The 23,027-nt window shown below is 39.6% G+C and carries 25 protein-coding genes; 9 read left to right on the top strand and 16 right to left on the bottom strand.

Going from position 1 to position 23,027, the window contains the following annotated elements; genetic code table 11:
• Positions 1-46 precede the first annotated feature (46 nt).
• Complete coding sequence (locus RB214_RS16085; RefSeq protein WP_375144327.1) at positions 47-1,375, top strand: IS4 family transposase; 1,329 nt, start codon at positions 47-49, stop codon at positions 1,373-1,375.
• Positions 1,376-1,420: 45 nt separating this feature from the next.
• Here RB214_RS16085 and RB214_RS16090 read toward each other — a convergent pair whose 3' ends face one another.
• The 5 genes from RB214_RS16090 to RB214_RS16110 are packed head-to-tail and all read right to left on the bottom strand — an operon-like array spanning position 1,421 to position 5,219.
• Complete coding sequence (locus RB214_RS16090; RefSeq protein ID WP_309167789.1) at positions 1,421-2,038, bottom strand: SCO family protein; 618 nt, start codon at positions 2,036-2,038, stop codon at positions 1,421-1,423.
• Positions 2,035-2,964, bottom strand: coding sequence for a heme o synthase (gene cyoE / locus RB214_RS16095; RefSeq protein ID WP_309167790.1), 930 nt, complete (start codon positions 2,962-2,964; stop codon positions 2,035-2,037). The genes RB214_RS16090 and cyoE overlap by 4 nt, the downstream gene beginning before the upstream one ends.
• A gap of 12 nt (positions 2,965-2,976) precedes the next feature.
• On the bottom strand, positions 2,977-3,966 hold the full coding sequence (locus tag RB214_RS16100) for a heme A synthase (RefSeq protein ID WP_165744789.1): 990 nt from the start codon (positions 3,964-3,966) through the stop codon (positions 2,977-2,979).
• Positions 3,967-3,994: 28 nt separating this feature from the next.
• Entirely contained in the window at positions 3,995-4,489 is a 495-nt protein-coding gene (locus RB214_RS16105; protein WP_002959602.1) for a hypothetical protein, read from the bottom strand.
• The gene (locus RB214_RS16110) at positions 4,479-5,219 is read right to left on the bottom strand and encodes an SURF1 family protein (RefSeq protein ID WP_309167791.1); all 741 of its coding nucleotides are present in this window, start codon (positions 5,217-5,219) and stop codon (positions 4,479-4,481) included. Before RB214_RS16110 ends, RB214_RS16105 begins: the two co-directional genes overlap by 11 nt.
• Positions 5,220-5,233: 14 nt before the next feature.
• Between RB214_RS16110 and RB214_RS16115 the strand changes: the two genes are divergently transcribed.
• A complete protein-coding gene (locus tag RB214_RS16115; RefSeq protein WP_165744785.1) occupies positions 5,234-5,542 on the top strand; it encodes a DUF2909 family protein in 309 nt (102 codons plus the stop codon).
• Here RB214_RS16115 and RB214_RS16120 read toward each other — a convergent pair.
• The 5 genes from RB214_RS16120 to lexA form a co-directional block, all read right to left on the bottom strand.
• The gene (locus RB214_RS16120; protein WP_309167792.1) at positions 5,445-6,320 is read right to left on the bottom strand and encodes a cytochrome c oxidase subunit 3; all 876 of its coding nucleotides are present in this window, start codon (positions 6,318-6,320) and stop codon (positions 5,445-5,447) included. The genes RB214_RS16115 and RB214_RS16120 overlap by 98 nt on opposite strands.
• 35 nt (positions 6,321-6,355) lie before the next feature.
• Complete coding sequence (locus tag RB214_RS16125; protein ID WP_002959612.1) at positions 6,356-6,886, bottom strand: cytochrome c oxidase assembly protein; 531 nt, start codon at positions 6,884-6,886, stop codon at positions 6,356-6,358.
• Positions 6,886-8,478, bottom strand: coding sequence for a cytochrome c oxidase subunit I (ctaD, locus tag RB214_RS16130; protein ID WP_007584944.1), 1,593 nt, complete (start codon positions 8,476-8,478; stop codon positions 6,886-6,888). Before ctaD ends, RB214_RS16125 begins: the two co-directional genes overlap by 1 nt.
• Entirely contained in the window at positions 8,478-9,620 is a 1,143-nt protein-coding gene (gene coxB / locus RB214_RS16135) for a cytochrome c oxidase subunit II (RefSeq protein WP_024606463.1), read from the bottom strand. The genes ctaD and coxB overlap by 1 nt, the downstream gene beginning before the upstream one ends.
• 483 nt (positions 9,621-10,103) lie before the next feature.
• On the bottom strand, positions 10,104-10,721 hold the full coding sequence (gene lexA, locus RB214_RS16140; RefSeq protein WP_024595093.1) for a transcriptional repressor LexA: 618 nt from the start codon (positions 10,719-10,721) through the stop codon (positions 10,104-10,106).
• 167 nt (positions 10,722-10,888) lie between these two features.
• Between lexA and RB214_RS16145 the strand changes: the two genes are divergently transcribed.
• Positions 10,889-11,329, top strand: a complete 441-nt coding sequence (locus tag RB214_RS16145) for a PaaI family thioesterase (protein ID WP_149603343.1) — start codon at positions 10,889-10,891, stop codon at positions 11,327-11,329.
• Here the strand turns inward: RB214_RS16145 and RB214_RS16150 are convergent, their stop codons facing one another.
• A complete protein-coding gene (locus tag RB214_RS16150) occupies positions 11,330-11,710 on the bottom strand; it encodes a hypothetical protein (protein ID WP_024595094.1) in 381 nt (126 codons plus the stop codon). It abuts the gene before it with no gap.
• 313 nt (positions 11,711-12,023) lie between these two features.
• Here RB214_RS16150 and RB214_RS16155 point away from each other — a divergent pair, with 313 nt between their 5' ends.
• Positions 12,024-12,749 carry a hypothetical protein gene (locus RB214_RS16155; RefSeq protein WP_182738407.1) on the top strand — a complete coding sequence of 242 codons (726 nt, stop codon included), beginning with the start codon at positions 12,024-12,026 and terminating at the stop codon, positions 12,747-12,749.
• 62 nt (positions 12,750-12,811) lie between these two features.
• On the opposite strand, the gene RB214_RS16160 is transcribed toward RB214_RS16155, so the two are convergent.
• Positions 12,812-13,132 (bottom strand): chaperone modulator CbpM, encoded by a 321-nt coding sequence (locus tag RB214_RS16160; RefSeq protein ID WP_165744775.1) that lies wholly within the window; start codon positions 13,130-13,132, stop codon positions 12,812-12,814.
• A complete protein-coding gene (locus RB214_RS16165) occupies positions 13,132-14,100 on the bottom strand; it encodes a DnaJ C-terminal domain-containing protein (RefSeq protein ID WP_309167793.1) in 969 nt (322 codons plus the stop codon). Before RB214_RS16165 ends, RB214_RS16160 begins: the two co-directional genes overlap by 1 nt.
• Positions 14,101-14,331: 231 nt before the next feature.
• Here RB214_RS16165 and RB214_RS16170 point away from each other — a divergent pair, with 231 nt between their 5' ends.
• The 3 genes from RB214_RS16170 to RB214_RS16180 all read left to right on the top strand — a co-directional run bounded on the left by RB214_RS16170 (position 14,332) and on the right by RB214_RS16180 (position 17,064).
• Positions 14,332-14,985 (top strand): endonuclease, encoded by a 654-nt coding sequence (locus tag RB214_RS16170; protein ID WP_309167794.1) that lies wholly within the window; start codon positions 14,332-14,334, stop codon positions 14,983-14,985.
• 100 nt (positions 14,986-15,085) lie between these two features.
• Complete coding sequence (locus RB214_RS16175) at positions 15,086-16,693, top strand: S41 family peptidase (protein ID WP_309167795.1); 1,608 nt, start codon at positions 15,086-15,088, stop codon at positions 16,691-16,693.
• The gene (locus RB214_RS16180) at positions 16,693-17,064 is read left to right on the top strand and encodes a hypothetical protein (protein ID WP_138489796.1); all 372 of its coding nucleotides are present in this window, start codon (positions 16,693-16,695) and stop codon (positions 17,062-17,064) included. Before RB214_RS16175 ends, RB214_RS16180 begins: the two co-directional genes overlap by 1 nt.
• Positions 17,065-17,133: 69 nt before the next feature.
• Here RB214_RS16180 and hmpA read toward each other — a convergent pair whose 3' ends face one another.
• Both hmpA and RB214_RS16190 read right to left on the bottom strand, forming a co-directional pair.
• Positions 17,134-18,315 carry an NO-inducible flavohemoprotein gene (gene hmpA / locus RB214_RS16185; RefSeq protein WP_309167796.1) on the bottom strand — a complete coding sequence of 394 codons (1,182 nt, stop codon included), beginning with the start codon at positions 18,313-18,315 and terminating at the stop codon, positions 17,134-17,136.
• Positions 18,316-18,335: 20 nt separating this feature from the next.
• A complete protein-coding gene (locus RB214_RS16190) occupies positions 18,336-19,568 on the bottom strand; it encodes an NnrS family protein (RefSeq protein WP_309167797.1) in 1,233 nt (410 codons plus the stop codon).
• A 279-nt stretch (positions 19,569-19,847) separates the two neighbouring features.
• On the opposite strand from RB214_RS16190, the gene norR reads away from it, so the two are divergent.
• Positions 19,848-21,404, top strand: a complete 1,557-nt coding sequence (norR, locus tag RB214_RS16195; protein ID WP_309167798.1) for a nitric oxide reductase transcriptional regulator NorR — start codon at positions 19,848-19,850, stop codon at positions 21,402-21,404.
• Positions 21,405-21,425: 21 nt separating this feature from the next.
• Here norR and RB214_RS16200 read toward each other — a convergent pair whose 3' ends face one another.
• Positions 21,426-22,325, bottom strand: coding sequence for a LysR family transcriptional regulator (locus RB214_RS16200; RefSeq protein WP_138489798.1), 900 nt, complete (start codon positions 22,323-22,325; stop codon positions 21,426-21,428).
• A gap of 119 nt (positions 22,326-22,444) precedes the next feature.
• Between RB214_RS16200 and RB214_RS16205 the strand changes: the two genes are divergently transcribed.
• Entirely contained in the window at positions 22,445-23,011 is a 567-nt protein-coding gene (locus RB214_RS16205) for an NADPH-dependent FMN reductase (protein WP_008138682.1), read from the top strand.
• The last annotated feature ends 16 nt before the right edge of the window (positions 23,012-23,027 follow it).

Here is a 23,027-nt window from a genome sequence, read left to right on the forward strand (position 1 = left end):
CGATCATGCAAAATCCGTAGTTAGGAAACTAACTACGGATTTTTTTGTGAATATAGAACAAGCACTGCAAGCAACACTTGAAGAAAGCAGCCGATACCATACCTTTGAAAAATTATCAGAAATTCTTGACCCTGAAATCATTGAACAAGGTTTTCAACAAGCTGGGATTGCAACCGTTCGTAAGCGAAGGTTACCGCTTGAAGCCGTTTTGTGGTCAGTTATTGGCATGGCATTGTTTCGAAAAGAATCAGTTTGGAATATCGCTAATAAGCTAGATATCATGTTACCTGGCAAGAACCAACTCGTTGCTCCAAGTGCGATGGTACAGGCGAGACAAAGGTTAGGTGATGATTCCGTTAAACACGTTTTCAATAAATCTGCTCAATCAATGTATAAGCAACAGTCATTCGAAACATGGAATGGTTTGAACCTATTAGCTGTTGACGGTGTTGTGTGGCGAACAGCCGACACGCCTGATAATCGTAAAGCCTTCTCTTCAGGTAGCAACCAATACGGTGATACAGCCTTTCCTCAAATACGCATGGTTTGTCATATGGAATTGACCAGCCATCAACTTCTCAGTAGCGAGTTTGATAACTATAAAACCAACGAGATGAAATTAGCTGAGCGTTTAATTGAACGTACACCAGATAATTCACTGACTATGTTTGATAAAGGATATTATTCTTTAGGCCTGTTAAACCGTTGGCACCAAACTGGGGAGATGAGGCACTGGCTGATACCAGCAAGGCCCGACTTACAGTATGAAATCATCTCCAGCGCGGGTAAAAATGACCATATCATTGAATTGAAAACCACAAAGCATGCACAAAAAAACTTTCCCGATGTTCCTGAAACGATTAAAGCGAGATTAATCAGCAAAACAATAAAGGGCAAAAGCTACCGTATATTAACCTCGATGACGGATAGATTGCGTTATCCAGGTAATGAAATTGTTGAATTATATTGTCATCGTTGGGAGATAGAACTTGGGTTTAGAGAAATCAAACAAACCATGCTTGATAGCGCATACCATTTAAGAAGCAAGCGTCCAGACATGGTGCGTCAGGAGCTATGGGGCGTGTTACTCGCCTATAATTTAATACGAAGAATAATGACGATGGCGGCGACAGTTACAGGGATATGGCCTAACCAGCTTAGTTTCTCTAGCAGTTCGATGGCTGTCATTCAGTATTTCTCGTCAGTATCTATAATGAGTCCAGGAAACATTCCAATACACTGGCAGCACTTACTCAATACACTGGTCTTATTTAAGCTTCCAGCTAGACGAGAGGATAGAAGATATCCCCGATGGGTTAAGCCAAAACCATCTAAGTATCCCCATAAAAAGAAAAATGCCAGTCAGCTTAACTGACTGGCATTAGCCTAAAGCTCCTTTCAAATTGGTAAAAAGTAAAAACTAGTTTTTGTAGTAATCGGCTATTTTTTTAAACTCTTCAGCTAAAATCGTCGCATTAATTAATGGCACACTACCTTGTTTAAATTCTGGCTTAAAAATAGCTCTAACGGCTCCATTTTGATCAACCATAGCGACCGAAGCACTATGATCAACTGCATATTCTGATTCACTACTATCGCTAATCGCGTAAATTAAACCAAGCTCTCTAACAACAGGAAAAAGGTGTTTATGTTCCCCTGATACAGCTAAAAAGTCAGGATTAAAGTAATCTATATATTGCTTTCGTTTAGCTGGTGTATCGCGTTTTGGATCAACCGATAAAAACCAAATTTGTAGCGGATAATCTGCTTGTAAGTTTTTATAAACAGCATTTAACTTAGCAAGTGTTAATGGACAAATATCTGGACAGCTTGTGTAGCCTAAAAATACTAAATTCCACTGTCCTACAAATTGTTGCTTAGTCACTAATTCGCCGCGCTGATCGTTTAACGTAAAATCAGACAATGGCTTTGCATTTTCGTAAACTAATGCATCTACATCTGGCGGACTATTTTCATTTGAACATGCCGATAAAAATAAAACTAAAATAACAATTAATCCAAGCCATAACTGCTTCATAAAGGGAGCCATTTATCTATAAATAAGATTACAAAGAGTACCATTAAATGAATAATCGAAAAACGAAATAAGTCCATTGCAGTCTCATCATTTCCAGCAATTTTTAATTTGACCGCCTTATATATAAACACTGCATTTAATACACATGCACCTATCAAATAGATTAATCCAGACATACCAATTAAATAAGGTAATACACAAACTACAGCGAGTAAAACAGAGTAAGCAACAACGCACGTTTTACAAAAATCGATGCCATGGGTTACTGGTAACATGGGGATTTTAGCGCGTTCGTAATCACTTTTTCGTGCTATAGCCAGTGCCCAAAAGTGTGGCGGAGTCCAGGTAAATATTATCATTACAAGTAACCAAGGGGCTGCTGCCATTTGGTTTGTTTCTGACACCCAACCTAATAATGGAGGCATTGCGCCAGCCAGCCCACCTATAACAATATTTTGCGGTGTAGCACGCTTTAAAAATGATGTATAAACAAATGCATAACCTACCAATGCAAATAACGTTAATATAGCGGTTAAGGTATTGGCCCACACCATTAGCATAATAAAACCCGCAACCCCAATAACAGCTGCAAAACTAAGCGCATGTGTTTTACTTAAACGCCCTTTAGCCACAGGGCGATGACGAGTCCTTGCCATTTTTGAGTCTATCTCACTATCAACCACATGATTAATAACCGCTGCAGCAGCAGAAAGTAGCCCAATACCTAACAAGCTAATAAACTGTACGACCATACCGCGCCCTACATCGGGAGCCAACGCTAAACCAACCCAAGCTGTTAGCACCAACATGGCTACCACTTTAAATTTACTAATTGCTAAGTAGTCTTGCAGCAAGTTATGTGCACGCGAAATTAGCGACTGAGTATTAACGGGTAGCAGTATTTTTTTATCAATTATAAGTGCCATTATATTTCCCTTTTATGTGCGTGATTTTAGGTAATAACACAACCTAACCATGCTTAATAACAGTATGGCTGCCATCAAGTTATGCGCCAGTGCAACTCCCAATGGAATATGCCAATGTACTAATATAAGCCCTAAGCTAATTTGGCAAAGCAGGGTCAGTAATACGCTCACAACGCAATTTTTAATTTTTTTAGAGTACGCTTGGCTGTATATTTTCCACATAATTAGCGCCAGAACGATACAAGTAACGAGTGCCCAAATGCGGTGTAATAAATGAATAGACATACGCGCTTGCTGCGATAACACACCAAATTCATAATTACTGTGCTCAAGTGGTAATTGAAATACACTACTCAATGAAAACGGTTGTGCGTAATTACACAATGGCAAACCACTACAATGAGGAGCGGCGTAATTTGCAGCCAGCCAACCACCAAGTGCAATTTGGATAATTAATACACTGAGCGCTACTAAACTTAAACCAAAATAGCGTTTTGCGCCGCTATCGCCACCCATAATAGGTTTTGCGGTTAGCCGTAAATATAAAAGCGTTATAAGTGACAAAATACTAAAGCCCCCTAATAAGTGGCCCATTACAATAAGCGGCTGAAGGTTCATGGTTACTGTCCACATACCAAGGGCAGCCTGAAATACCACGAGTAGAAGTAAAGCCAAAGGCAATTTAACTGGCGTAGTTGGATATTGGCGTTTTAAAAAAGCCAACACAAATAAACCTAAAATAAGTAAGCCTAAAGCACCTGCAAAGTAGCGATGAATCATTTCTTTCCACGCTTTTGCGGTTTCGAACATCATATCGGGGTAGCTTTGAGTTGCTAAGGCTATGTCAGCCTCATGCTTAGGTACCGTTAAAAAGCCATAACAACCAGGCCAATCGGGGCACCCTAATCCTGCATCACTTAAGCGGGTGTACGCACCTAAAGCAACTACAATCAAAGCGAGTAATCCTGTTATTAATACTAAGTTTTTATAATTTTTATACATCAGATACTCCAACTTAAGCTCAACTTAATTAGCTAGAACGAGAATAGTTAAGTAATTTTTTTAGATCTTTTAATAGGCCTTTTTGTACTAAACGGTTTTCTTGTGGCTCGACCTTAAAGGGATATTCAAGTACCACTAACCCCATATGATCAATTAAATATAAACTTGCAGGATTTAAACTCTGTTGTTCGGTAATAATTTTCCATGGTAGATTTTTATTGTCGGGGCTTCCCATTACAGCCATATCAACCTTGCCTTGGTTTTTACCAAGTGCCACATATAAGTTATTAAGTGCATTGAGCTGTTCGCTGCATGGGGTGTTACATTCGTTTGAATAATTAAGCGCGATAGTCCATTGTTTGGGATTATTTTGCGGCCAATTTTTAAGTTTTATTTCTTGGCTTAAAAACTCACCATTATTAGTAATTGCAGTAGGCAACCAATCAAACTTTAATGCGCCATATGCCAAAACTAATGGGATTGCACAGCAACCCACAAACAACAAAAGGGGATTATTTTTCATTATGTGTCCTTTTTTTACTCGCAAAAATAGCCACAACAGCACATGCAATAGCAATTAAAAACCATTGCAAAGCGTAGGCATTATGCTTTTGAGGGCTCATAACAACGGCCTCATAATGAGGTGTTGCAATCTCATCACCAGTACCTTGTCTGTAAGCCATAAAATTAATTAATGATTGCTGGCTTTGGGTGCTCAGCATATTCAAGTCGATAGATTGGATTCTTGTAGGTAAGTCGTTATTTGTAGTTTTATCTTCAAGCGTAAAGCTACTTAAGTTATTTTCTTTTATTTGCGCTTTAAGAATAAAAACACCTGTAGGCAGAGTAACCTTTGGCAGTGTATCTCTAGATATAGGCGCTTTTACCCATCCTAAATTAACTAAAATCACTTTTTCTTCGCTATCTGGCTTTAGTAAAGCAAGTAGGTCGTACCCTACTTGCCCGTTATAAATTTGATTATCTAAAAGCCAATATTGGTTTTGTACAAACCGCCCTTTTAACTTAACCAATACACCAGTTTTGTTCCAGCTATCAGGCAAGTTAAGTAATTGAGACCAGCTCATCACACCACGAGTCTGTTGCTTAGCTATGGCGGTTAGTTGTTGCTGCTTTTGCTCACCTCGCTCCAACTGCCAAAACCCTAATCGCACACACACAAGTACAACAACCACAACCATACAAAGTGTGATTAGTGAGCTAAGCTTTTGTTTGTGCCATAAAACTAACTGCATAAAGGGTCAACTCAGTGATTATTAAAATTATTATCGTACTGTTGTTAATATTTATACTTTTTAACTTATTTAGAGCATTGTTTATTATGGTGTCAGGGAAAACAGGGGGACGACCTATGTCTCACTTTTTAGGTCGTCGCGTATTGTTTTCGATCGTTGTTTTAGTTGTTGTTATTGCAGCGCTTAAACTTGGTTTTATTAAAGCAAATAATTCGCCAATAAACGCTACAGCACATATACAAATACAAACAAACACAGCCACACCACATCAACAAAGTGCCAATACCAAGCAGCTGCTTGAAAAGCAAAGTGCTTATCTTTAGTAAAGTGCCCTTTTAATATCCGTAAAAATATTACAAATAAAAGTACGGTTCCTAGCGTTACATGCATGCCATGAAAACCAGTCAATAAAAAAAACGTATTACCGTAAATACCCGCATCTAGCGTTAGATTAAGGTCATTATATGCATGCATGTACTCCTCAACTTGCAGCCCTAAAAAGCAAACGCCCAATAAAATAGTAGCGCCTAAAAAAACCTTAAGTGGAGTGCGTTTATTGTTTTCCATCGCTACGTGGGCAAAATGTAAAGTAACTGAGGAAGTAAGCAGTATTAAGGTATTTATAAGTGGTAAGCCTTGCCAGCCCATAGCCTGAGTAGTTTCGCCAGCAGGTGTTGAAACTAGCGGCCAAACAGCTTCAAAAGTTGGCCATAAAACCTCGTTAGTCATTGCATTATTGTCTGCACCTCCAAGCCAAGGTACCGACAATACCCGTGCATAAAAAAGCGCACCAAAAAAGGCCATAAAAAACATAACTTCAGAAAAAATAAACCAGCTCATACCTTGTCTAAAAGAGCGATCCATTTGTGCTGAGTACAAACCTTTGTCCGATTCACTAATTACATTTTTAAACCAGCTAAACAACATATACACAAGCACAGCAATACCGGCATAAAGCAGATAAACCCCGCTACCACCTTCTTTACCTACACTCATAACAGTCAAGCCTGCCCCTACTGCAATAAAAAACAATGCAACAGCACCTACAATAGGCCACGGGCTTTGCTCAGGTACGTAATAATGCTCATATTCTTGATTCATTTTATTTACTCCTAGTTTCACACTAGTTTAAAAAGCTAGTTATTACTTGCCACCAGCTGTTCACTAATATCAAATACGGTATAAGATAAAGTTAATTCTTCAATGTCGCTTGGCAATGCGGTATCAACATAAAAAAGTAATTTAAATTCAAGCTCTTCCCCTGCTTTTAGAGGTTGCTGATCAAAGCAAAAACAGGCTATTTTATGTAAATACTTTGCCGCTTTACCTGGTGAGACTGATGGTACAGCCTGCATTACTTTATCTAGGTTGCTGTTATTTTTTGCACTAAACATTACTTCACGCATTGCACCGGGTTTTACCACTACACTGTATTCTTTTGATTTAACTTCAAACGGTGCACCACTTTGTGCGTGAGTAGTAAAGCTAACGCCGACTTCTCGGTTTTGTACTATTTGTGTACTTTGCTCTGCTTGCTCAAGCGAAGGCTTTCCATTAAGCCCTGTTACATCACAAAACACGTCATACAAAGGTACTAAGGCAAAGGCAAAGGCAAACATGCCTATGCAAATAAGTACCAAACGTTTGAGTAGCGGTGCGTGTGTCATTACTTAATAACCGGCGGCGTAGAAAAAGTATGATATGGCGCTGGAGAGTCAACTTCCCACTCAAGGCCTTCTGCCCCTTCCCATACTTTTGCAGGCACTTTATCACCGCCACGAGCGCATTTAATTACCACAGCTACAAACAACAATTGCGATAAACCAAAGGCAAACCCACCAATACTTATGATTGCGTTAAAGTCGGCAAATTGAAGAGCATAATCGGGAATTCGACGCGGCATACCGGCAAGCCCTACAAAATGCATAGGAAAAAACAGTACGTTCACGCTCACCAGCGATAGCCAAAAATGCCATTTAGCTAACGTGATATTAAACATATTGCCCGTCCACTTAGGCAGCCAGTAATAAGCCCCTGCCATTATCGAAAATACAGCCCCTGTTACTAATACATAATGAAAATGCGCCACTACAAAATAAGTATCGTGATATTGAAAATCAGCAGGTGTAATTGCCAGCATCAATCCCGAAAAACCACCCAAGGTAAACAGCACAATAAACGCAATACTAAAAAGCATTGGCACTTCAAAAGTTATTGAGCCTTTCCACATTGTGGCAACCCAATTAAATACTTTGACTCCTGTAGGTACCGATATAAGCATGGTCGCGTACATAAAAAACAACTCGCCAGCGACCGGCATCCCAGTGGTAAACATATGATGAGCCCAAACAATAAAGCTCAATAGTGCTATAGAGGATGTGGCGTATACCATTGAGGCATAGCCAAAAAGTTTTTTACGAGAAAAGGTAGGTACTATTGTAGATATAATGCCAAAGGCAGGAAGAATCATTATGTATACTTCAGGGTGACCAAAAAACCAAAAAATGTGTTGGAACATCACCGGGTCGCCACCGCCTGCGGCATCAAAAAAGCTGGTAGCAAAATACTTATCGGTAAGCACCATAGTTACCGCTCCTGCAAGTACAGGCATTACCGCTATTAATAAAAAGGCAGTAATTAACCACGTCCATACAAATAAGGGCAACTTCATCCATGTCATGCCGGGGGCACGTAAGTTCACTATGGTTACAATCACATTGATTGCGCCCATTATTGAGCTAATCCCCATAATATGTACGGCAAATACAAACAATGCAGTATTATCATTACTGTATGTTGTGGACAGTGGTGCATAAAAAGTCCAACCAAATGCAGGACCCCCACCAGGCATAAATAACGATGCCAATAGGATTAAAAACGCAAACGGTAAAATCCAAAAGCTCCAGTTATTCATTCTTGGCAATGCCATATCTGGCGCGCCAATCATAAGTGGTATCATCCAGTTAGCAAGGCCTGTAAAGGCGGGCATAACCGCACCAAACACCATAATTAAACCATGCACTGTGGTCATTTGATTAAAAAAGTGAGGGTCGACCAACTGTAAACCTGGTTGAAATAATTCAGCTCTGATCACCATGGCCATTCCACCACCAATTAAGAACATGGTCAGCGAAAAAATTAAATATAAACTACCTATATCTTTATGATTAGTTGTGTAAAGCCAGCGTTTAAAACCTTTAGCTGGGTGATGAGCATGATGAGCTTCATTGGCGTTAGGTTGTTCTACTATGCTACTCATTAGTTCGCCTCCACTTTGGCATCAAGTGCTGTCTGTATTTGACTCGGTTGAATAACATCACCCGTATCATTACCCCACGCATTACGTTTATAAGTAATAACCGCTGCTAATTGCTTTATAGATAACTGTTTGGCAAATGCTTGCATTGCCGTACCAGGTCGTCCATGGATAACTACATCAATGTGATCTTTCATATCGCCAAGCACTATCGGGCTGCCTTTAAGTGCAGGAAATACGCCCGGTAACCCCATGCCAGTAGGTTGATGACATGCAGCACAATTAGCCATATATACTTGTTCGCCTAAAGTCATTAACTCTTCTTTTGGGAGGGTTTTATCAAGTAATGCGGCATCTGCTAATGCTGCTTTTTGTTTAGCCTGCTTTGCATCTGCAAGCCATGTTTTAAAATCAGCCTCAGATTTAGCGACCACCACAACGGGCATAAAGCCATGGTCTTTACCACACAACTCAGCACATTGGCCTCGGTAAGTACCTTCTTCGTTTATGTTCGTCCATGTTTCGTTTATAAAGCCGGGGTTAGCATCTTTTTTAACTGCAAAATCAGGTACCCACCAAGAGTGAATAACATCGTCAGAAGTCATTAAAAATCGTACTTTTTGATTTATTGGCAGTACAAGAGGCTTATCAACCTCAAGTAAGTAGTTAGGATTTTTATCTGCAAGATTCGCGATTTCATCTTGCGGGGTAGATAAAATAGAGTAGAACTCTACATCTTCACCCATATATTCATAATGCCATTTCCATTGCGAACCCGTAATTTTAATAGTGAGATCAGCTTTGCTGGCATCTTCCATTGCAATTAGGGTTTTAGTGGCTGGTACTGCCATAGCAATTAAAATAACAAACGGAATTGCAGTCCAAAGTATTTCTACTTTAGTGCTTTCGTGAAATTGGGCAGGTACAGCCCCTTTAGATTTACGGTGATGAATAAGTGCCCAAAACATAATTGCGAACACTATCACCCCAATCACACAACATATTATAAATATGGTCATGTGCAGCTGATATACATTATTGCTTATATCGGTTACGCCTTTGCGCATATTGTATTGGCTGTTAGCCAAAACTGGGTGCGAAAAAACACATAATATAAGCCACAAGGTAGAGGTCAGTTTACCCATGTGACGGCTCCTTTGATGCTATTGCGAATGCAAAGCGAAGAGGCATACGGCTTAAACGCCAATTCGTTATTTTTATTTTTTTAGCCAATCTTATTTAATATTGATTGGTTTTGCTGCGCCAACAACGAGTTTATGTATATTGTGTGTTCTCAAAACTAAAAAGCTGTGAGTTATTATTAGCTCAGCACATTAACAATTAGCTAAAAAACGAACAACAAGCAAGTTTTAGTATAAAAAACAATCAGGTGATATTGAATAATTAATAAAAAATCGGTAATCAACTGGGCAACAGAAAGTTCAAAATATGAGCAAAACAAAGGGGTTTAACGCATTCGGAGGGGGAAAATATAAGTGCAAAAAAGTTTACAGCTTAAATAGTCAGTGGGCTGTTTACGCCCTATTTTTAGTACAAATTTTAAAACAAAAATGCGTACTAGTTAGTACGCATTTATAAAACTGCTTGTTTAAAAGCTATTTTTAAAGTCACATCCAATCAGCGTTTCTTATAACGCCAACGGCTAAGCCTTCAATATTAAAAGACTCATTCTCAAGATCTACTTCAATAGAGTCAAAATCGTCGTTTTCAGCATGAAGTAATACTTTACGACCCGCTTTCTCAAGACGTTTTACAGTTACGTCTTCGTCTAGGCGGGCAACAACAACTTGTCCGTTTTCAGCGGTTTGAGTACGATGTACAGCAAGTAAATCACCATCCATAATACCAATATCTTTCATGCTCATACCGTTAACGCGTAGTAAAAAATCTGCAGCCGGTTTAAACATTAATGGATCGATTTTGCAGTGACTTTCAACGTGCTCTTGCGCCAAAATAGGTGAACCAGCAGCAACACGCCCTATAAGCGGTAAACCTAATTGTTCTGGCTCTTCTTCTTCAATTAATTGAATACCACGGCTTGCACCTGGTTTCATTTTAATTGCGCCTTTTTTAGCAAGTGCTTTTAAATGTTCTTCAGCAGCATTGGCACTTTTAAAACCTAATGTTTGCGCTATTTCAGCACGTGTAGGAGGCATACCAGTGTCTTTAATAAAAACTTTAATTAGTTCGAGTATTTGAGCTTGGCGGTTCGTTAATGGTCGCATACAACTGGTTTTCCATACAGTACATTTAACTGTGAGTATATACAGTTAAATAAAAATCGCAAATTTAAATTAAGCCTTAAAATAGCTAAAGTAATTTCACTTGTGTACATTTTAGGGATATAACTAAAGCTAAGTTTATAAATGATTAAAAATGCAAAGGAGACATTATGAGTATTTGGTACCAGCCCATCACCTTAGAGCTGTGCAAGCAGTTAGAACAAGGCATTAATGGCCAAGGAACATTAATGAAAACTATGGGGATAGAAGTCACAGAAATTGGCGATGATTATTTGGTTGCCACAATGCCGGCAATTCCTGAGCATCATAACCCAATGGGCATGGTTCACGGCGGTGCTAACGTTGTACTTGCCGAAACAGTTGCCAGCTATGCCGCTAACTTTGTTGTCGATTTTACTAAATTTTACTGTGTAGGGCAGGAAATTAGCGCAAGTCATTTAAAAGCATCTCGCAACGGCACTTTAACAGCAACGGCTAGAGCGTTTCATATTGGCAAACGTAGTTCAGTATGGGAAATAAAAATTACAAATAGCCGCAATGAGCTGTGCTGCGTATCAAAAATGACCGCAGCAGTCGTAGAGCGAAGATAGTTACTTTTCGATTGGGTAAATGGTAATTTCCATACCCGCACCAATCGCAGATATACGCAATAATGTATCTGCATCTAAGGCTTGATTAAAGCACTTAGGAGAAGTCCCTGATTCAAAACCAATATCAAACGTTCTACGTGAACAGCTTAACCATTGCTTTAGCGCATTACGCGAACACGATTCAATAAGCTCACATATATGGTTTATGGCTTTATCAGGTGTGCTCACCTCACCTGTAGCTTCAATACGCGCTAGTTGACGGTATTCGTCTTTGTCATAATGTAAAATCGTCGCGACTTTTTTCAAGTCCGCCACTAGCAAACTAATATCTTGCTTTGATTCAAGCTCAAGATCTACATTTAAAAATTGAATTTCCGACATCGTTTCGTATTTATCCTCTAATAATTTCATTGCAAACTTTAACGCAGTTTTACCGTTATACCAAATCAACTATGCTCTATTAACCACTTTATATGGATATTTCGCAGCTTTTAAGTATTTTTTAGCATTTAAAGCTAGCTGGATATCAAATATTCAGCTCAATTAAACAGATAAGTCATGTTAGGAATTTAAGTGTAATCTTTTTTATTTTTAAATGATTACAGTAAGCTATAGTTTAAACTGCGACAAAATGTCGCAGTAACTTATCCTATTAATGTAATAAACTAGCCTCTAAAAATAATAAGACTAAAACATGAATAAAAAAATATTTAAACATGCTCGCAAGTTACATAAATGGTTAGGTTATTTATTAGCACTACAAATTTTAGCATGGTTACTAGGTGGTTTAATTATGAGTGCAATCCCTCTTGATAAAGTTCATGGGGAGCATCTTGCAACACGTACTCTTAATAACCCATTTACGCAGGCTGATTATGTTGCCTCCCTTGACGATATTGCCTCTCAGGTGGTTAATCCAACACAAATAATTTTTGAGAACTTCTTAACTACACCACTTATTACTGTCTTTAGTAATAACGAGCAGCAAAGCTTCAATGGCATAACAGGCCGACCATTTGAACCGCCAACTAAAATACAAATTACCGCAAATGCTAAAGCACACTTACTTATTGACGCTCAAGTAACAAGCGCTGTACTACTAAAGCTAGGTACGCGGGAAGTCGGATATAAAACCAATGTTTGGCAGGTCCAATTTGACGACACCTTTAACACAACACTGTACTTGTCAGAAAATAACGGCAAAGTTGTCACCGTTCGCAGCACGCTATGGCGAATATTCGACTTTTTTTGGATGTTACATATTATGGATTACGATGAGCGAGAGAATTTTAATAATCCACTACTTATTAGCTTTTCAGCAACTAGCGTACTTTTTTGTTTGAGTGGAATATTATTACTTATACAAAATATACGACTAAAACGATTTATCCGAATTAAAAATAAGAATAAATCAAAGTAGTCATATTGGTTTTTGAGAGCTAGCGCCCACTTATCAAAGAGTAAATAAGCCTAGGGCTTATTTTATTCCAAGTGCTTAAATCGACTCAAATGTCGCTTTAACATTTCGTTTTCGAAAATCAACTCATCACGCTCATCCAGCAATTGTAAAACTAAAGCTATTGCCGACCAATCTAACGAAAAGTCATGTTGGATACGGGCCGCTTTTTTAACTAAGGTCACTGCAGATACAGTAAATAGCCACTGCGTAACATGCTTCCCCTCAATTGGAACCGCAATATTATGCTCAACTAACTCATATAAAATTGCTTCGCTAATATCACTGCTCAAACATAGCTCTTTGCTAGTAAGTAAATCGTCTTTTTGTGTCACGATAATTTGCATTATGGCTTGCTCCAGTTATTACGGGGATCAAAGTGAGCTTTTTTGGCTAATTCTTCCCACAGTTTTTTACTGGTATCATCAACAGATGTTGGATTAACAATTTTAAGCACAGCAAATAAGTCACCTTTAGCTTTTTTACTCATTAATCCCTTACCTTTAATACGCAAGCGTTGACCAGACTGACTATTAGAAGGAATAGTTAATTGGATTTTTCCTGTCAACGTAGGTAAATTTAGCTTTGTACCAAGAGCCGCTTCCCATGGTGCAAGAGGGACAATTATATTTAGGTTATGACCCTCAACATCAAATAATGGGTGAGGCACTAAACTAATTTGTAAATACAAGTCGCCATTTTGCCCATTCGCTGACCCTAATCCGCCTTGCCCTTTTAGTCGAATTCGCTCGCCATTTACTGAACCTGCGGGAATTTTCACTTTTAGTGATTTTTTAATTTCAGTGACACGGCCACTGCTGTCTCGCTGCGGTAACATAAACTCAACAGGCTTCACGGTATCAACTAAAGTCTCTTCAAGAAAAATTGGGAACTCTATTTCCACATCTTGTCCTTTTTGCGCGCGAGCGGCGTTACTTCTGCTCTGCCCGGAACGATTGAATCCACCGGCGCCGCCAAACATTGAATTAACAAAATCAGAAAACTCTTGATCGGTTTGAGGATCGCTTTGCTGATAATTACTTTGCGATGAGGCATTGTTACCACCATAATTACCTTGCTGTTGACGAGCACGATTTTGTTGGTGACGACGTAACTCGTCGTATTTTACACGTTCTTCTTTGTTATGAATGACTTCGTAAGCTTCTGCTATTTCTTTAAACTTATCTTCTGCTTGAGGCTCTTTGCTTACATCTGGGTGATATTTTCTAGCTAACTTTTTATAAGCTACTTTAACCGCTTTATCATCTGCATCAGGCGATATTCCAAGCACTGCATAATAATCAACAAATTTCATTTGCAATCCAAATCCTCATATTGAGTAAGCTTTAAGCATACTCCTTAACGGGTAACCTTGTGTGGTTAAAATACGATAAATAGTGAGAAATAAATGAATAGTGAAAATAACTTTGAGTAAAAAATTAATCAGGCACTTTTTAGTAATATAAGCGTTGCCCTTAAGTTAACTTTATCTTTTATCTTCAAGGCTTTAAACTGCCCATTCCTGTAGTTCACATTTGTGATGGATATGACTCGATTTATTCTGGCCTTATTGGCTTGTTGTGTGTGCGTTTCGGTATCTGCCGAACAATTTACCCGTTTTTCAACGGCTAAAAGACATTTAATTAAAACCCTACCTGACAACGCCAAAAGCATTTACTGCGGTTGCGACATTAAAAAAGAAGGCAAAAAACTCGTTCCTGATCCGTCTAACTGTGGTTACATTCCTCGAAATACCCTTACCCGCTCAGGCAAAGTAAATGTGCGAGCACTACGCATTGAGTGGGAGCACATTGTTCCGGCGTGGGAATTTGGTCACCAGCTACAATGCTGGCAAGATGGCGGGCGTAAAAACTGCCGTAAAGTAAGTGCTAAATTTAGAAAAATGGAAGCTGATATAAATAACTTAGCGCCAGCTATTGGCGAAATTAATGCCGATCGCTCTAATTATCGTTTTGGTATGCTTAGCGAAAACGCCACGCAATATGGCCGTTGCGAAGTAAAAGTAAACTTTAAGCAACGTGTAGTTGAACCGCCTGTTTATGCACGAAAACGTATAGCTGACACCTACGCTTACATGCAAAAAACATACGGTTTAAAAATCTCTGATAAACAGCAAAAGTTATTTAATGCATGGCAAAAGCAAGCATTCGCAGATACAAGTAGTGTGAGCAAGCTCTAAGCTTTAACTCTCATTTACATAAATCAAAGTTATAAATGTTGAATAAACAAGCGAGTGTTGTAATATTTTAAACAACTTATTTACAAAAAAGCCCTTACCTATGTTTAAAAATAATAAAACCTCGCTTGCCATTTTCACTGCATTTGCGGGCTTTGCTTTGACCGGTTGTGGCGGCGGCGGTAGCGGTATCGACTCAGCCCCTGTAGTTACAACATCTGTAAGTAGCAGTCCAACATGGACTGCGGGTGTATTTGAACCCTCTAACGATTTAAAAAACTTTTGCGAAACCCCGCGTACGGGTAACGATCCCTTTAATAACAACGAGCCTTACCCAGATCAAGCAGGTTCTGCCCTTTACGAAAAACTCTGGCTTCGCTCTTGGAGCGACGAAACCTACCTTTGGTATGATGAGATTGCCGATAACGATCCTGAAAGCTTTGCCACAGTAGCCGATTATTTTGCCCAATTAAAAACAGAGCAGCTTACCGACTCAGGGGCAAAAAAAGATAACTTTCATTTTTCAGAACCTACTGAAGATTACTTTCAAGAAGCGCAATCGGGCGTTACTTCTGGTTACGGTATAAATTGGGCGTTCATTGGCGATACAGCCGACCGTATTTTACGCGTCGCTTATCTTGAAGATGATTCACCTGCAAGCCAAATAGGCTTTCAACGTGGTGATACTGTACTTTCAGTTGACGGTGTTAGCATTAATACCAATACACAGTCGGGTGTAGATACGCTTAACGAAGGCTTATTTAGCCCAACTAATGGCGACTCACATACTATTGTTGTACGCAGTAACGATGGCGCCGAAAAAACATTTAATGTAACCGCTGGCAATATTGAACAAACACCGGTTCAAAATGTTAAAACGATTACAACCGCAAATGGTTTAAGCGTGGGTTACATGCAATTTAATAGCCATATAAGCATTGCCCAAGAAGGGCTTATTGATGCGGTAAATAAGTTTAAAACCGATGGTATTGATGAGCTTGTAATCGATTTTAGATATAACGGTGGTGGTTTATTAGCACTGTCGGCACAATTGGCTTATATGGTTGCCGGTAATGCCAACGTTAACAACCGCTTTTATTATCAAACTCAACAAAACGATAAACAACCCGTTGATTCACCTTTTCCATTTATTGATGAAGAAATAGATTACTCTACTTTTTTTAGCACAGGTGAAAACCTACCTGATTTAAACCTATCAAAGGTTTATGTATTAAGCACATCAGGCACCTGTTCGGCATCAGAAGCTTTTATTAATGGTTTAAAAGGTATAGACGCAGAAGTTATTTTAATTGGCGACACAACCTGCGGTAAGCCCTATGGCTTTACCCCAACTCATAACTGCGCAACAACCTATTACACTATTCAATTTAGTGGGGTAAATAGCAAAGGATTTGGCGAATACGCTGCGGGTTTTACACCAACCCCTACGCCACAATTTGATGCTGATGTTCAAGGTTGTGAAATTGAGGACGACTTTGATCATCAGTTAGGCGACAGTGACGAGGCCGTTTTAGCCACCGCATTATTTCATGTTGAAAATGGCAGTTTCCCAATTAGAACGGCTGCTGCAAAAGCAGAGCCAGCTAATTTTTCAAGCTCTCGTGAATCTCTCATTCCTTTAAATATGCCGGTACAATTTACCCAGCGTAATATGGACTTAACTTGGCCAACACTGAGTGAGGAAAGGTAATGGCTAAATTATTACTCCCATTAGCTACCTTATTCGCTTTGGGAGGATGCCAAAGTGTAAATAGTGAGCCCGCTAAACCCGCTATATTAACGAGCGTTAATCCTAGCGTTATTACAACACTACAACAGGCAATTCAACAAGCTAAGGGAGGCGCATTAGTAACACTTTCCGATTCCGTATTTACTAAACGTAGCGAACTGCTAATTGATCATGCAATGAGTAAAGGGTCTGATGGCAGAGTAATTATGGGCGCGCATAATATAAAATCTGAAAAGTTTATTTTGCAGCTACGTAATAACCAATGCGAGCTTTACTATCCTAAGAAAGAGCTTACTACAGTACTTGAAGGTGTGACCTGTAAAGAGTTATAAGGCACTTTAAAGTTTATAAAAAAGGCGTGCAGCACATCGCTGTACGCCTTTTTCTATTTTAAAGCGTTACTACAAGTCTTGATGCGGACCAAACACTTCATAATGAATCTGCTCGTTTTTAACACCTAGTTCAAGTAACTGGTTTTTTATAAATGCCATAAAACCGGCAGGACCACATAAGTAAAAGTCGCCATTACTCAATGGTAGCTGTGCTTGTACTGCATTTAGGTTCATTAACCCAGTAAAGTCAGCGCCCTCTGTCGCTTGGTTAAACCACGTTATTGTTTTCAAGCGGTTATTCTGCGCTGTTAGATCATATAAATATTTTGAAAACGAATGTTGCTGAGTATTTTCGCAAGCATGTAAATACATAATCTCTTGATTAGAGTTGTCACTTAATAGCGTTTCAAGCATAGCCAGCATTGGCGTTTGCCCAACACCTGCTGAAATGAGTACCGCTGGGTTTGTGTTATTGCGTAAAAAGAAGTCTCCTGCTGGCGGGTATAACTCAACAATAGTGCCTTGCTCTAATGAGTGTAGATAATTAGACACCATGCCAGGCTTTGGCTGTAGCTCTTTTTTAACACTAATACGGTAGTTTTTAGCGTTACTTTTTTGTGAAATAGAATACTGGCGAATTTCTTCATATTCAGCGCCCTCTGGCTTAACTTTAATACCTAAATACTGCCCTGGTTTATGTGTAATAACAGCTTCGCCATCAACTGGCGTAAGTGTAAAACTCGTTACTAGTTCTGATTCGGCCTGTTTGTTGGTTATTTCAAATTGGCGAGTTCCCGCCCAACCACCGTGTTTATTTTTACTGTGCTCATACAAAGCAGCTTCTTCGGTTATACAAATATCAGCAAGTACGCCGTAAGCTTCGCGCCAAGCGTATTCAACATCGGGAGTAAATTGCTCAGGAAGAAGCTCTTTAAGCGTACCAATTAAGTGTGCACCTACAATAGGGTAATGCTCAGGTAAAATATTCAAGCTTGTATGCTTATGATTAATACGTGTTAGCGCTTCTTTTAATACAGCTAAATTATCAATATTTTGTGCATACGCAGCCAATGCATTAAAAAGTGCAAATTGCTGACGACCTGTATCTTGGTTCGCCATATTAAAAATATTTTTAAGCTCAGGATTATGACTAAATAAACGCTTATAAAAATGATTAGTAACAACCGTACCCGCCTGCGCTAATAACGGAACTGTGCTTTTTACAATCTCAATGGTTTTATCAGATAACATATGTGTTTCCTATGGATGAACTAACCACGACGCCCATCAACACGACGCCGCGTTAATATAGGTGTGCAGTGAATTAAAAATAATGAAAAAGCCACTAACCACAGCAAAGCACTTATTTGCCAAGCAAGGTGAGGCCCAATAATAAAAGGGAGTAATGAACGAGTAATAGCGGCCACAAGCAAAAACGCAAAAGCAACAGCCATGTAATGAGGAATAGCGAGTGTACGCCCTGTATGACCATGCGATACACGCGTCATCATTGCTAAAATCATCATACCTATTGTGCCAATAGTGATTAAGTGCAGCGCATCTTTAAATTGTATTGCACTGCTATAAAAGCTAAATGCAACCATCATTAACCCTACGCCTAACGCTAAGTAGGAAAAATGTAAAGACCATAACAACGGCACTCTCAATACCTTGCTATCCCACCAAAAACCAGCCCTAAGCAGGTGAAGCGCAGCAACAGTTGCAACAACTAACGCAGGATTAATCGTGTTCAAAAACAACTTGTTGATGAAAAATAAAGTGATAGCCAAAATAGATAAATACATCACCGCTTTATCTATTTTAGGAGTGCGAACTTGTGCGGTTAAACCTAGACCTTTAGCGGTAAAAAATGGTAGAACGCGACCCGCAACAATGCCAACTAGTAAAGTAATTACCAGTACTGCGGTATCAACCACACCAAGTGCAAGCTGCATGTTTTGTTTTAAAACAAGTATTAAATACAATACATTGAGCCCACAAAGCACAGTTAAAATAGCTAAAAACGGATAGTTACTTTTGCTATTGGCTTTTAATAACATATTAGCCAGTACTGCTATGGCGCCTAGCCACCAAATAACTTGTAATGTAAGTGCAGCATATAAATTAAAATGAGCAATATCAGGCAATATCACAAAAAAGGCTAAGCGCGCTGCAAGCCATATAAACGTAAGCCACATAAGGGCTTTCCCACTTATGCTCGGTACGCCTGTCCATGTTTGTGCAGCGGTAAGTAAAAAGCCAACAGCTACAACTCCTGCAAAGCCAAACAGCATTTCGTGCGCGTGCCATAATGTCGCAGGTATCGATGAGTGCCAACTTGCATGGCCTGTTAAAATAAGTAGCCAATACCCCACCGACAAAAATGCCAATAAGCCACCGCCTAAAAAGAAAGGTCTAAAAGCGAGCATCCATAATGGCCATTGAGATACTTGATGAATAGCAACGCGTGCTGGCATTGGCTCTGTTAAGTTTATAGGGCGCATTATTTTATTTCCTTCCCTACACCATACTGAGCAAAAAAGTATTCAGCGCACGCTAGTGCCTCATGCAGTGAGCCAAGCTGTATTTGATTGTGTAAATTATTCAGCATTAGTGTGTTCATGGCGATCTCTGTAACTAACTACGTTACTTAGCTATTACACATACTGTGCCAACAAGTTTAATTAATTAAATTCAACAAGTTAAATTAAATCACTTTACAGTGTGAGTCTTTATGACCTACTATAAATTAACTCATAAAAACACAAATAGGTCATTTTGACGTGAACCAGCAATTCAACCTTACACAAGTTGCTCTAGAGCTTGCTCAAAGTACACTACACGAGCATAGCTTTGATCAATTACTAGCAACGGTTGAGCGGGTTATTCCTAGTGATGCAAGTGCGTTATTAGTGCTTCAGGGCGAACAATTAAAACCACTGGCAATTAAAGGATTAATGCCCGACAGTTTAGGCAGACGATTTAAAATAGTAGAACACCCTCGCCTAGAAGCTATTTGCAAAAGCACACTCGCGCTTCAATTTGCGCACGACTGCCCACTACCCGATCCATACGACGGATTGCTATTAGCTAAAACCGGCGACATACCGGTACATGCATGTTTAGGTTTACCTCTTTATGATAAAAACGCGCTACTTGGCGTACTTACGTTTGATAGCCTTAACGCCGATGCATTTAACAGCATAAGCGCTGATACACTCAATACCTTACAAACGCTGTGTAGCGCGCACTTTAAAACGGCCTTAGAACTTGCCCATTACAAACAGCATGCACAGCACTCAAGTGCATTAGTGCAAGAACTAAATCGTGAAGCGTTAACACGGGACGGCGGTGAAATTATTGGTCAAAGTCCGCTAATGCAAACACTTAAAAACGAAATTAAACTCGTTGCAGCATCTAACTTTAGTGTGCTTATATTAGGTGAAACAGGAGTAGGGAAAGAGCTTGTAGCGCGTAATATTCACTTAAATTCAGCTCGAAAAGATCAACCGCTTATTCACTTAAATTGTGCATCACTTCCTGAAAATCTTGCTGAAAGTGAATTTTTTGGTCATGCGAAAGGGGCTTTTACAGGCGCGCAAAACTCGCGCCAAGGTAAATTTCAATTAGCTGATGGCGGCACGTTATTTTTAGATGAAATTGGCGAACTACCCCTTGCCATGCAAAGTAAACTATTACGAGTGCTACAAAGTGGCGAAATACAAACGGTAGGAGAAGACACGCCAAAGTACGTAGATGTACGCGTAGTTGCCGCAACCAACAGAAATTTAAAGGAAGAAGTAGCTCAAGGTCGCTTTAGAGCCGATTTATACCATCGCCTCAGTGTCTACCCTATTACTGTGCCACCACTTAGTAAACGCGAGCACGACATAACACTCTTAGCTGGTTATTTTATTGAGCAAACAGCCCGTAAATTAGGGATAAAACAATTAAAACTAAGCCCTGAAGCGCAAGCATTGCTTAATCAGTACAACTGGCCAGGTAACGTTCGCGAGCTTGAACATGTCATTAGCCGCAGCGCCCTAAAAGCAAAACAAAGCCAATGGCAAAATCCAATAATAACCATTACAAGCGAGCACTGTGATTTAACACCGAGTGCGCTGCAACCCCCTATAGCAGAGAGCCGAAGTACAGCGAACGCCTTAATCAACCAACCTTTAAAACAAGCTGTAGAATCGTTGCAATACAACATAATTACCGAGCAATTAAAACAGCATAACTACAACTGGTCGGCAGCAGCAAGAGTACTTGAATTAGATAGAGCAAACTTAGTACGCTTGGCTAAACGCCTAGGAATAGAAGTAAAAAAAATACTATAATCATTTAAAATACAGCTAAAACTATTGATTAGCAGCTAACTTACTAAAGTGTGTTTTTAACAACCCTGCAAAAGCTTGTACTTTAGCAGTACGATGCACTAAGTGATGCGTGACTAACCATACATCGGTAGGCCAGCTTAACTCACTGTGCAATATAGGCACTAAATCAGGATATTGCGCCGCTACGTCATGTTGTAACCCGCCAATGCCTAGCCCTTTAATGATTGCACGAGTCGCTTCTGCAGTTTCAGATACTCGCAGCTTTATTTGCGATGCAGGAATGTGCTCATCAGCCCATGCAAAATAAGGCACGCGGGCATTAAAACCTGCCACGCCCGATACAAAGTTATGTTGTTGTAAATCAATTAATAATTTAGGCATACCGTATTTATTAATGTAACGTTTATTAGCGTATAAACCCGATGAAAGCTGCGCCAAATGCTGAGCAATATAATCGCCTTCATCAGGTCTTGGGCCTGCACGCACTGCAATATGTGCTTGTCCGTGATCGAGCCTTAGCCTTTTTTGTTCTAAAATAACCTCAAGCTGCACTTGTGGATGTAGCGCCTGAAATTGCTCACATACATCACCAAGGACATCCATGAAGCCACTTACCGTCGTTAGCAACAAACTACCTCTAAGGGTGCTATCAGCCGCTACTATATCGTTATGTAACTGCTCTAAGGAGCTATGGATTGTTTGTGCTGTTGCAAATAACTTGGTGCCAATTTCAGTAACCTTGTAGCCACGAGCATGGCGATGAAAAAGCCGTGCATTTAAGTTTTTTTCAAGATTATTAATTCGCCTAAGCACTGTGCTGTGGTGCACATTAAGCTCCTCGGCCGCTGCTGTTAGCGTGCCTAACCGTGCCACTTCAAACGCAACTTTAACGTCTTGCCAATCTTCAAATTTTATCGCCATGCTGCCTACCTTTTACTTATGTGCATATACGCACACAAGTGTTGCGTTTATTAGGGTTTTCTACAAGTGAAATTTTGCTACATTAGTCATGTAACTTAAAACATTAAAAGGCCACTACCATGTCAGCACCAAAAATTATCGCCCTAGCTGGAAGCCTTCGCCAAGAAAGCTTTAATCAAAAAATTATTAATGAGGCAGCACGCTTTGCTCTACAAACAGGTGCTGAAGTAGAAGTAATAAAACTAAACGAATTAAACATCCCACTATTTAACGAAGATATTGAAGCGCAAGGTACACCAAGCGATGTACAGCTTTTAAAAGATAAGCTACGTACAGCCGACGGTATTTTACTAGCAAGCCCAGAGTACAACGGCTCTATTACCGCAGCACTAAAAAATGCGATTGATTGGGCATCGCGTACAGAGCAAGGTGCTGTTCCTGCTTTTCGTAATAAAGTGGTTGCTTTGTTTGCAGCATCGCCTGGTGGGCTTGGCGGCTTACGCGGTTTAAATCATGTGCGTGATATATTAAGCGGCATTGGATCGTTAGTACTTGCCGATCAACTTGCAGTACCCGCTGTGCACACATTGTTTAATGAAAATGGGCAAATAAATGAACCTGTAACGGCTGAAAAAGTATCAGCCCTCGCTCATCAGTTAGTAAGCGTTGCAAGTAAGTTAAGATAACTTGCACGCCTAAATA

The organism is Pseudoalteromonas sp. HL-AS1, assembly GCF_031198785.1.
Classification (GTDB): Bacteria; Pseudomonadota; Gammaproteobacteria; order Enterobacterales; family Alteromonadaceae; genus Pseudoalteromonas; species Pseudoalteromonas distincta.

Bases quoted from the DNA above. Each gene is read 5' to 3' on its own strand.
- cyoE (WP_309167790.1), bottom strand. From the start codon at position 2,964: ATGGCACTTATAATTGATAAAAAAATACTGCTACCCGTTAATACTCAG.
- RB214_RS16150 (WP_024595094.1), bottom strand. From the start codon at position 11,710: ATGTCGGAAATTCAATTTTTAAATGTAGATCTTGAGCTTGAATCAAAG.
- RB214_RS16170 (WP_309167794.1), top strand. From the start codon at position 14,332: ATGACTCGATTTATTCTGGCCTTATTGGCTTGTTGTGTGTGCGTTTCG.
- ctaD (WP_007584944.1), bottom strand. From the start codon at position 8,478: ATGAGTAGCATAGTAGAACAACCTAACGCCAATGAAGCTCATCATGCT.
- RB214_RS16110 (WP_309167791.1), bottom strand. From the start codon at position 5,219: ATGCAGTTAGTTTTATGGCACAAACAAAAGCTTAGCTCACTAATCACA.
- RB214_RS16180 (WP_138489796.1), top strand. From the start codon at position 16,693: ATGGCTAAATTATTACTCCCATTAGCTACCTTATTCGCTTTGGGAGGA.
- RB214_RS16200 (WP_138489798.1), bottom strand. From the start codon at position 22,325: ATGGCGATAAAATTTGAAGATTGGCAAGACGTTAAAGTTGCGTTTGAA.
- lexA (WP_024595093.1), bottom strand. From the start codon at position 10,721: ATGCGACCATTAACGAACCGCCAAGCTCAAATACTCGAACTAATTAAA.
- RB214_RS16155 (WP_182738407.1), top strand. From the start codon at position 12,024: ATGAATAAAAAAATATTTAAACATGCTCGCAAGTTACATAAATGGTTA.
- RB214_RS16205 (WP_008138682.1), top strand. From the start codon at position 22,445: ATGTCAGCACCAAAAATTATCGCCCTAGCTGGAAGCCTTCGCCAAGAA.
- RB214_RS16165 (WP_309167793.1), bottom strand. From the start codon at position 14,100: ATGAAATTTGTTGATTATTATGCAGTGCTTGGAATATCGCCTGATGCA.
- coxB (WP_024606463.1), bottom strand. From the start codon at position 9,620: ATGGGTAAACTGACCTCTACCTTGTGGCTTATATTATGTGTTTTTTCG.
- RB214_RS16175 (WP_309167795.1), top strand. From the start codon at position 15,086: ATGTTTAAAAATAATAAAACCTCGCTTGCCATTTTCACTGCATTTGCG.
- hmpA (WP_309167796.1), bottom strand. From the start codon at position 18,315: ATGTTATCTGATAAAACCATTGAGATTGTAAAAAGCACAGTTCCGTTA.
- RB214_RS16190 (WP_309167797.1), bottom strand. From the start codon at position 19,568: ATGCGCCCTATAAACTTAACAGAGCCAATGCCAGCACGCGTTGCTATT.
- RB214_RS16090 (WP_309167789.1), bottom strand. From the start codon at position 2,038: ATGAAGCAGTTATGGCTTGGATTAATTGTTATTTTAGTTTTATTTTTA.
- RB214_RS16145 (WP_149603343.1), top strand. From the start codon at position 10,889: ATGAGTATTTGGTACCAGCCCATCACCTTAGAGCTGTGCAAGCAGTTA.
- RB214_RS16100 (WP_165744789.1), bottom strand. From the start codon at position 3,966: ATGTATAAAAATTATAAAAACTTAGTATTAATAACAGGATTACTCGCT.
- RB214_RS16120 (WP_309167792.1), bottom strand. From the start codon at position 6,320: ATGAATCAAGAATATGAGCATTATTACGTACCTGAGCAAAGCCCGTGG.
- RB214_RS16105 (WP_002959602.1), bottom strand. From the start codon at position 4,489: ATGAAAAATAATCCCCTTTTGTTGTTTGTGGGTTGCTGTGCAATCCCA.
- RB214_RS16160 (WP_165744775.1), bottom strand. From the start codon at position 13,132: ATGCAAATTATCGTGACACAAAAAGACGATTTACTTACTAGCAAAGAG.
- RB214_RS16125 (WP_002959612.1), bottom strand. From the start codon at position 6,886: ATGACACACGCACCGCTACTCAAACGTTTGGTACTTATTTGCATAGGC.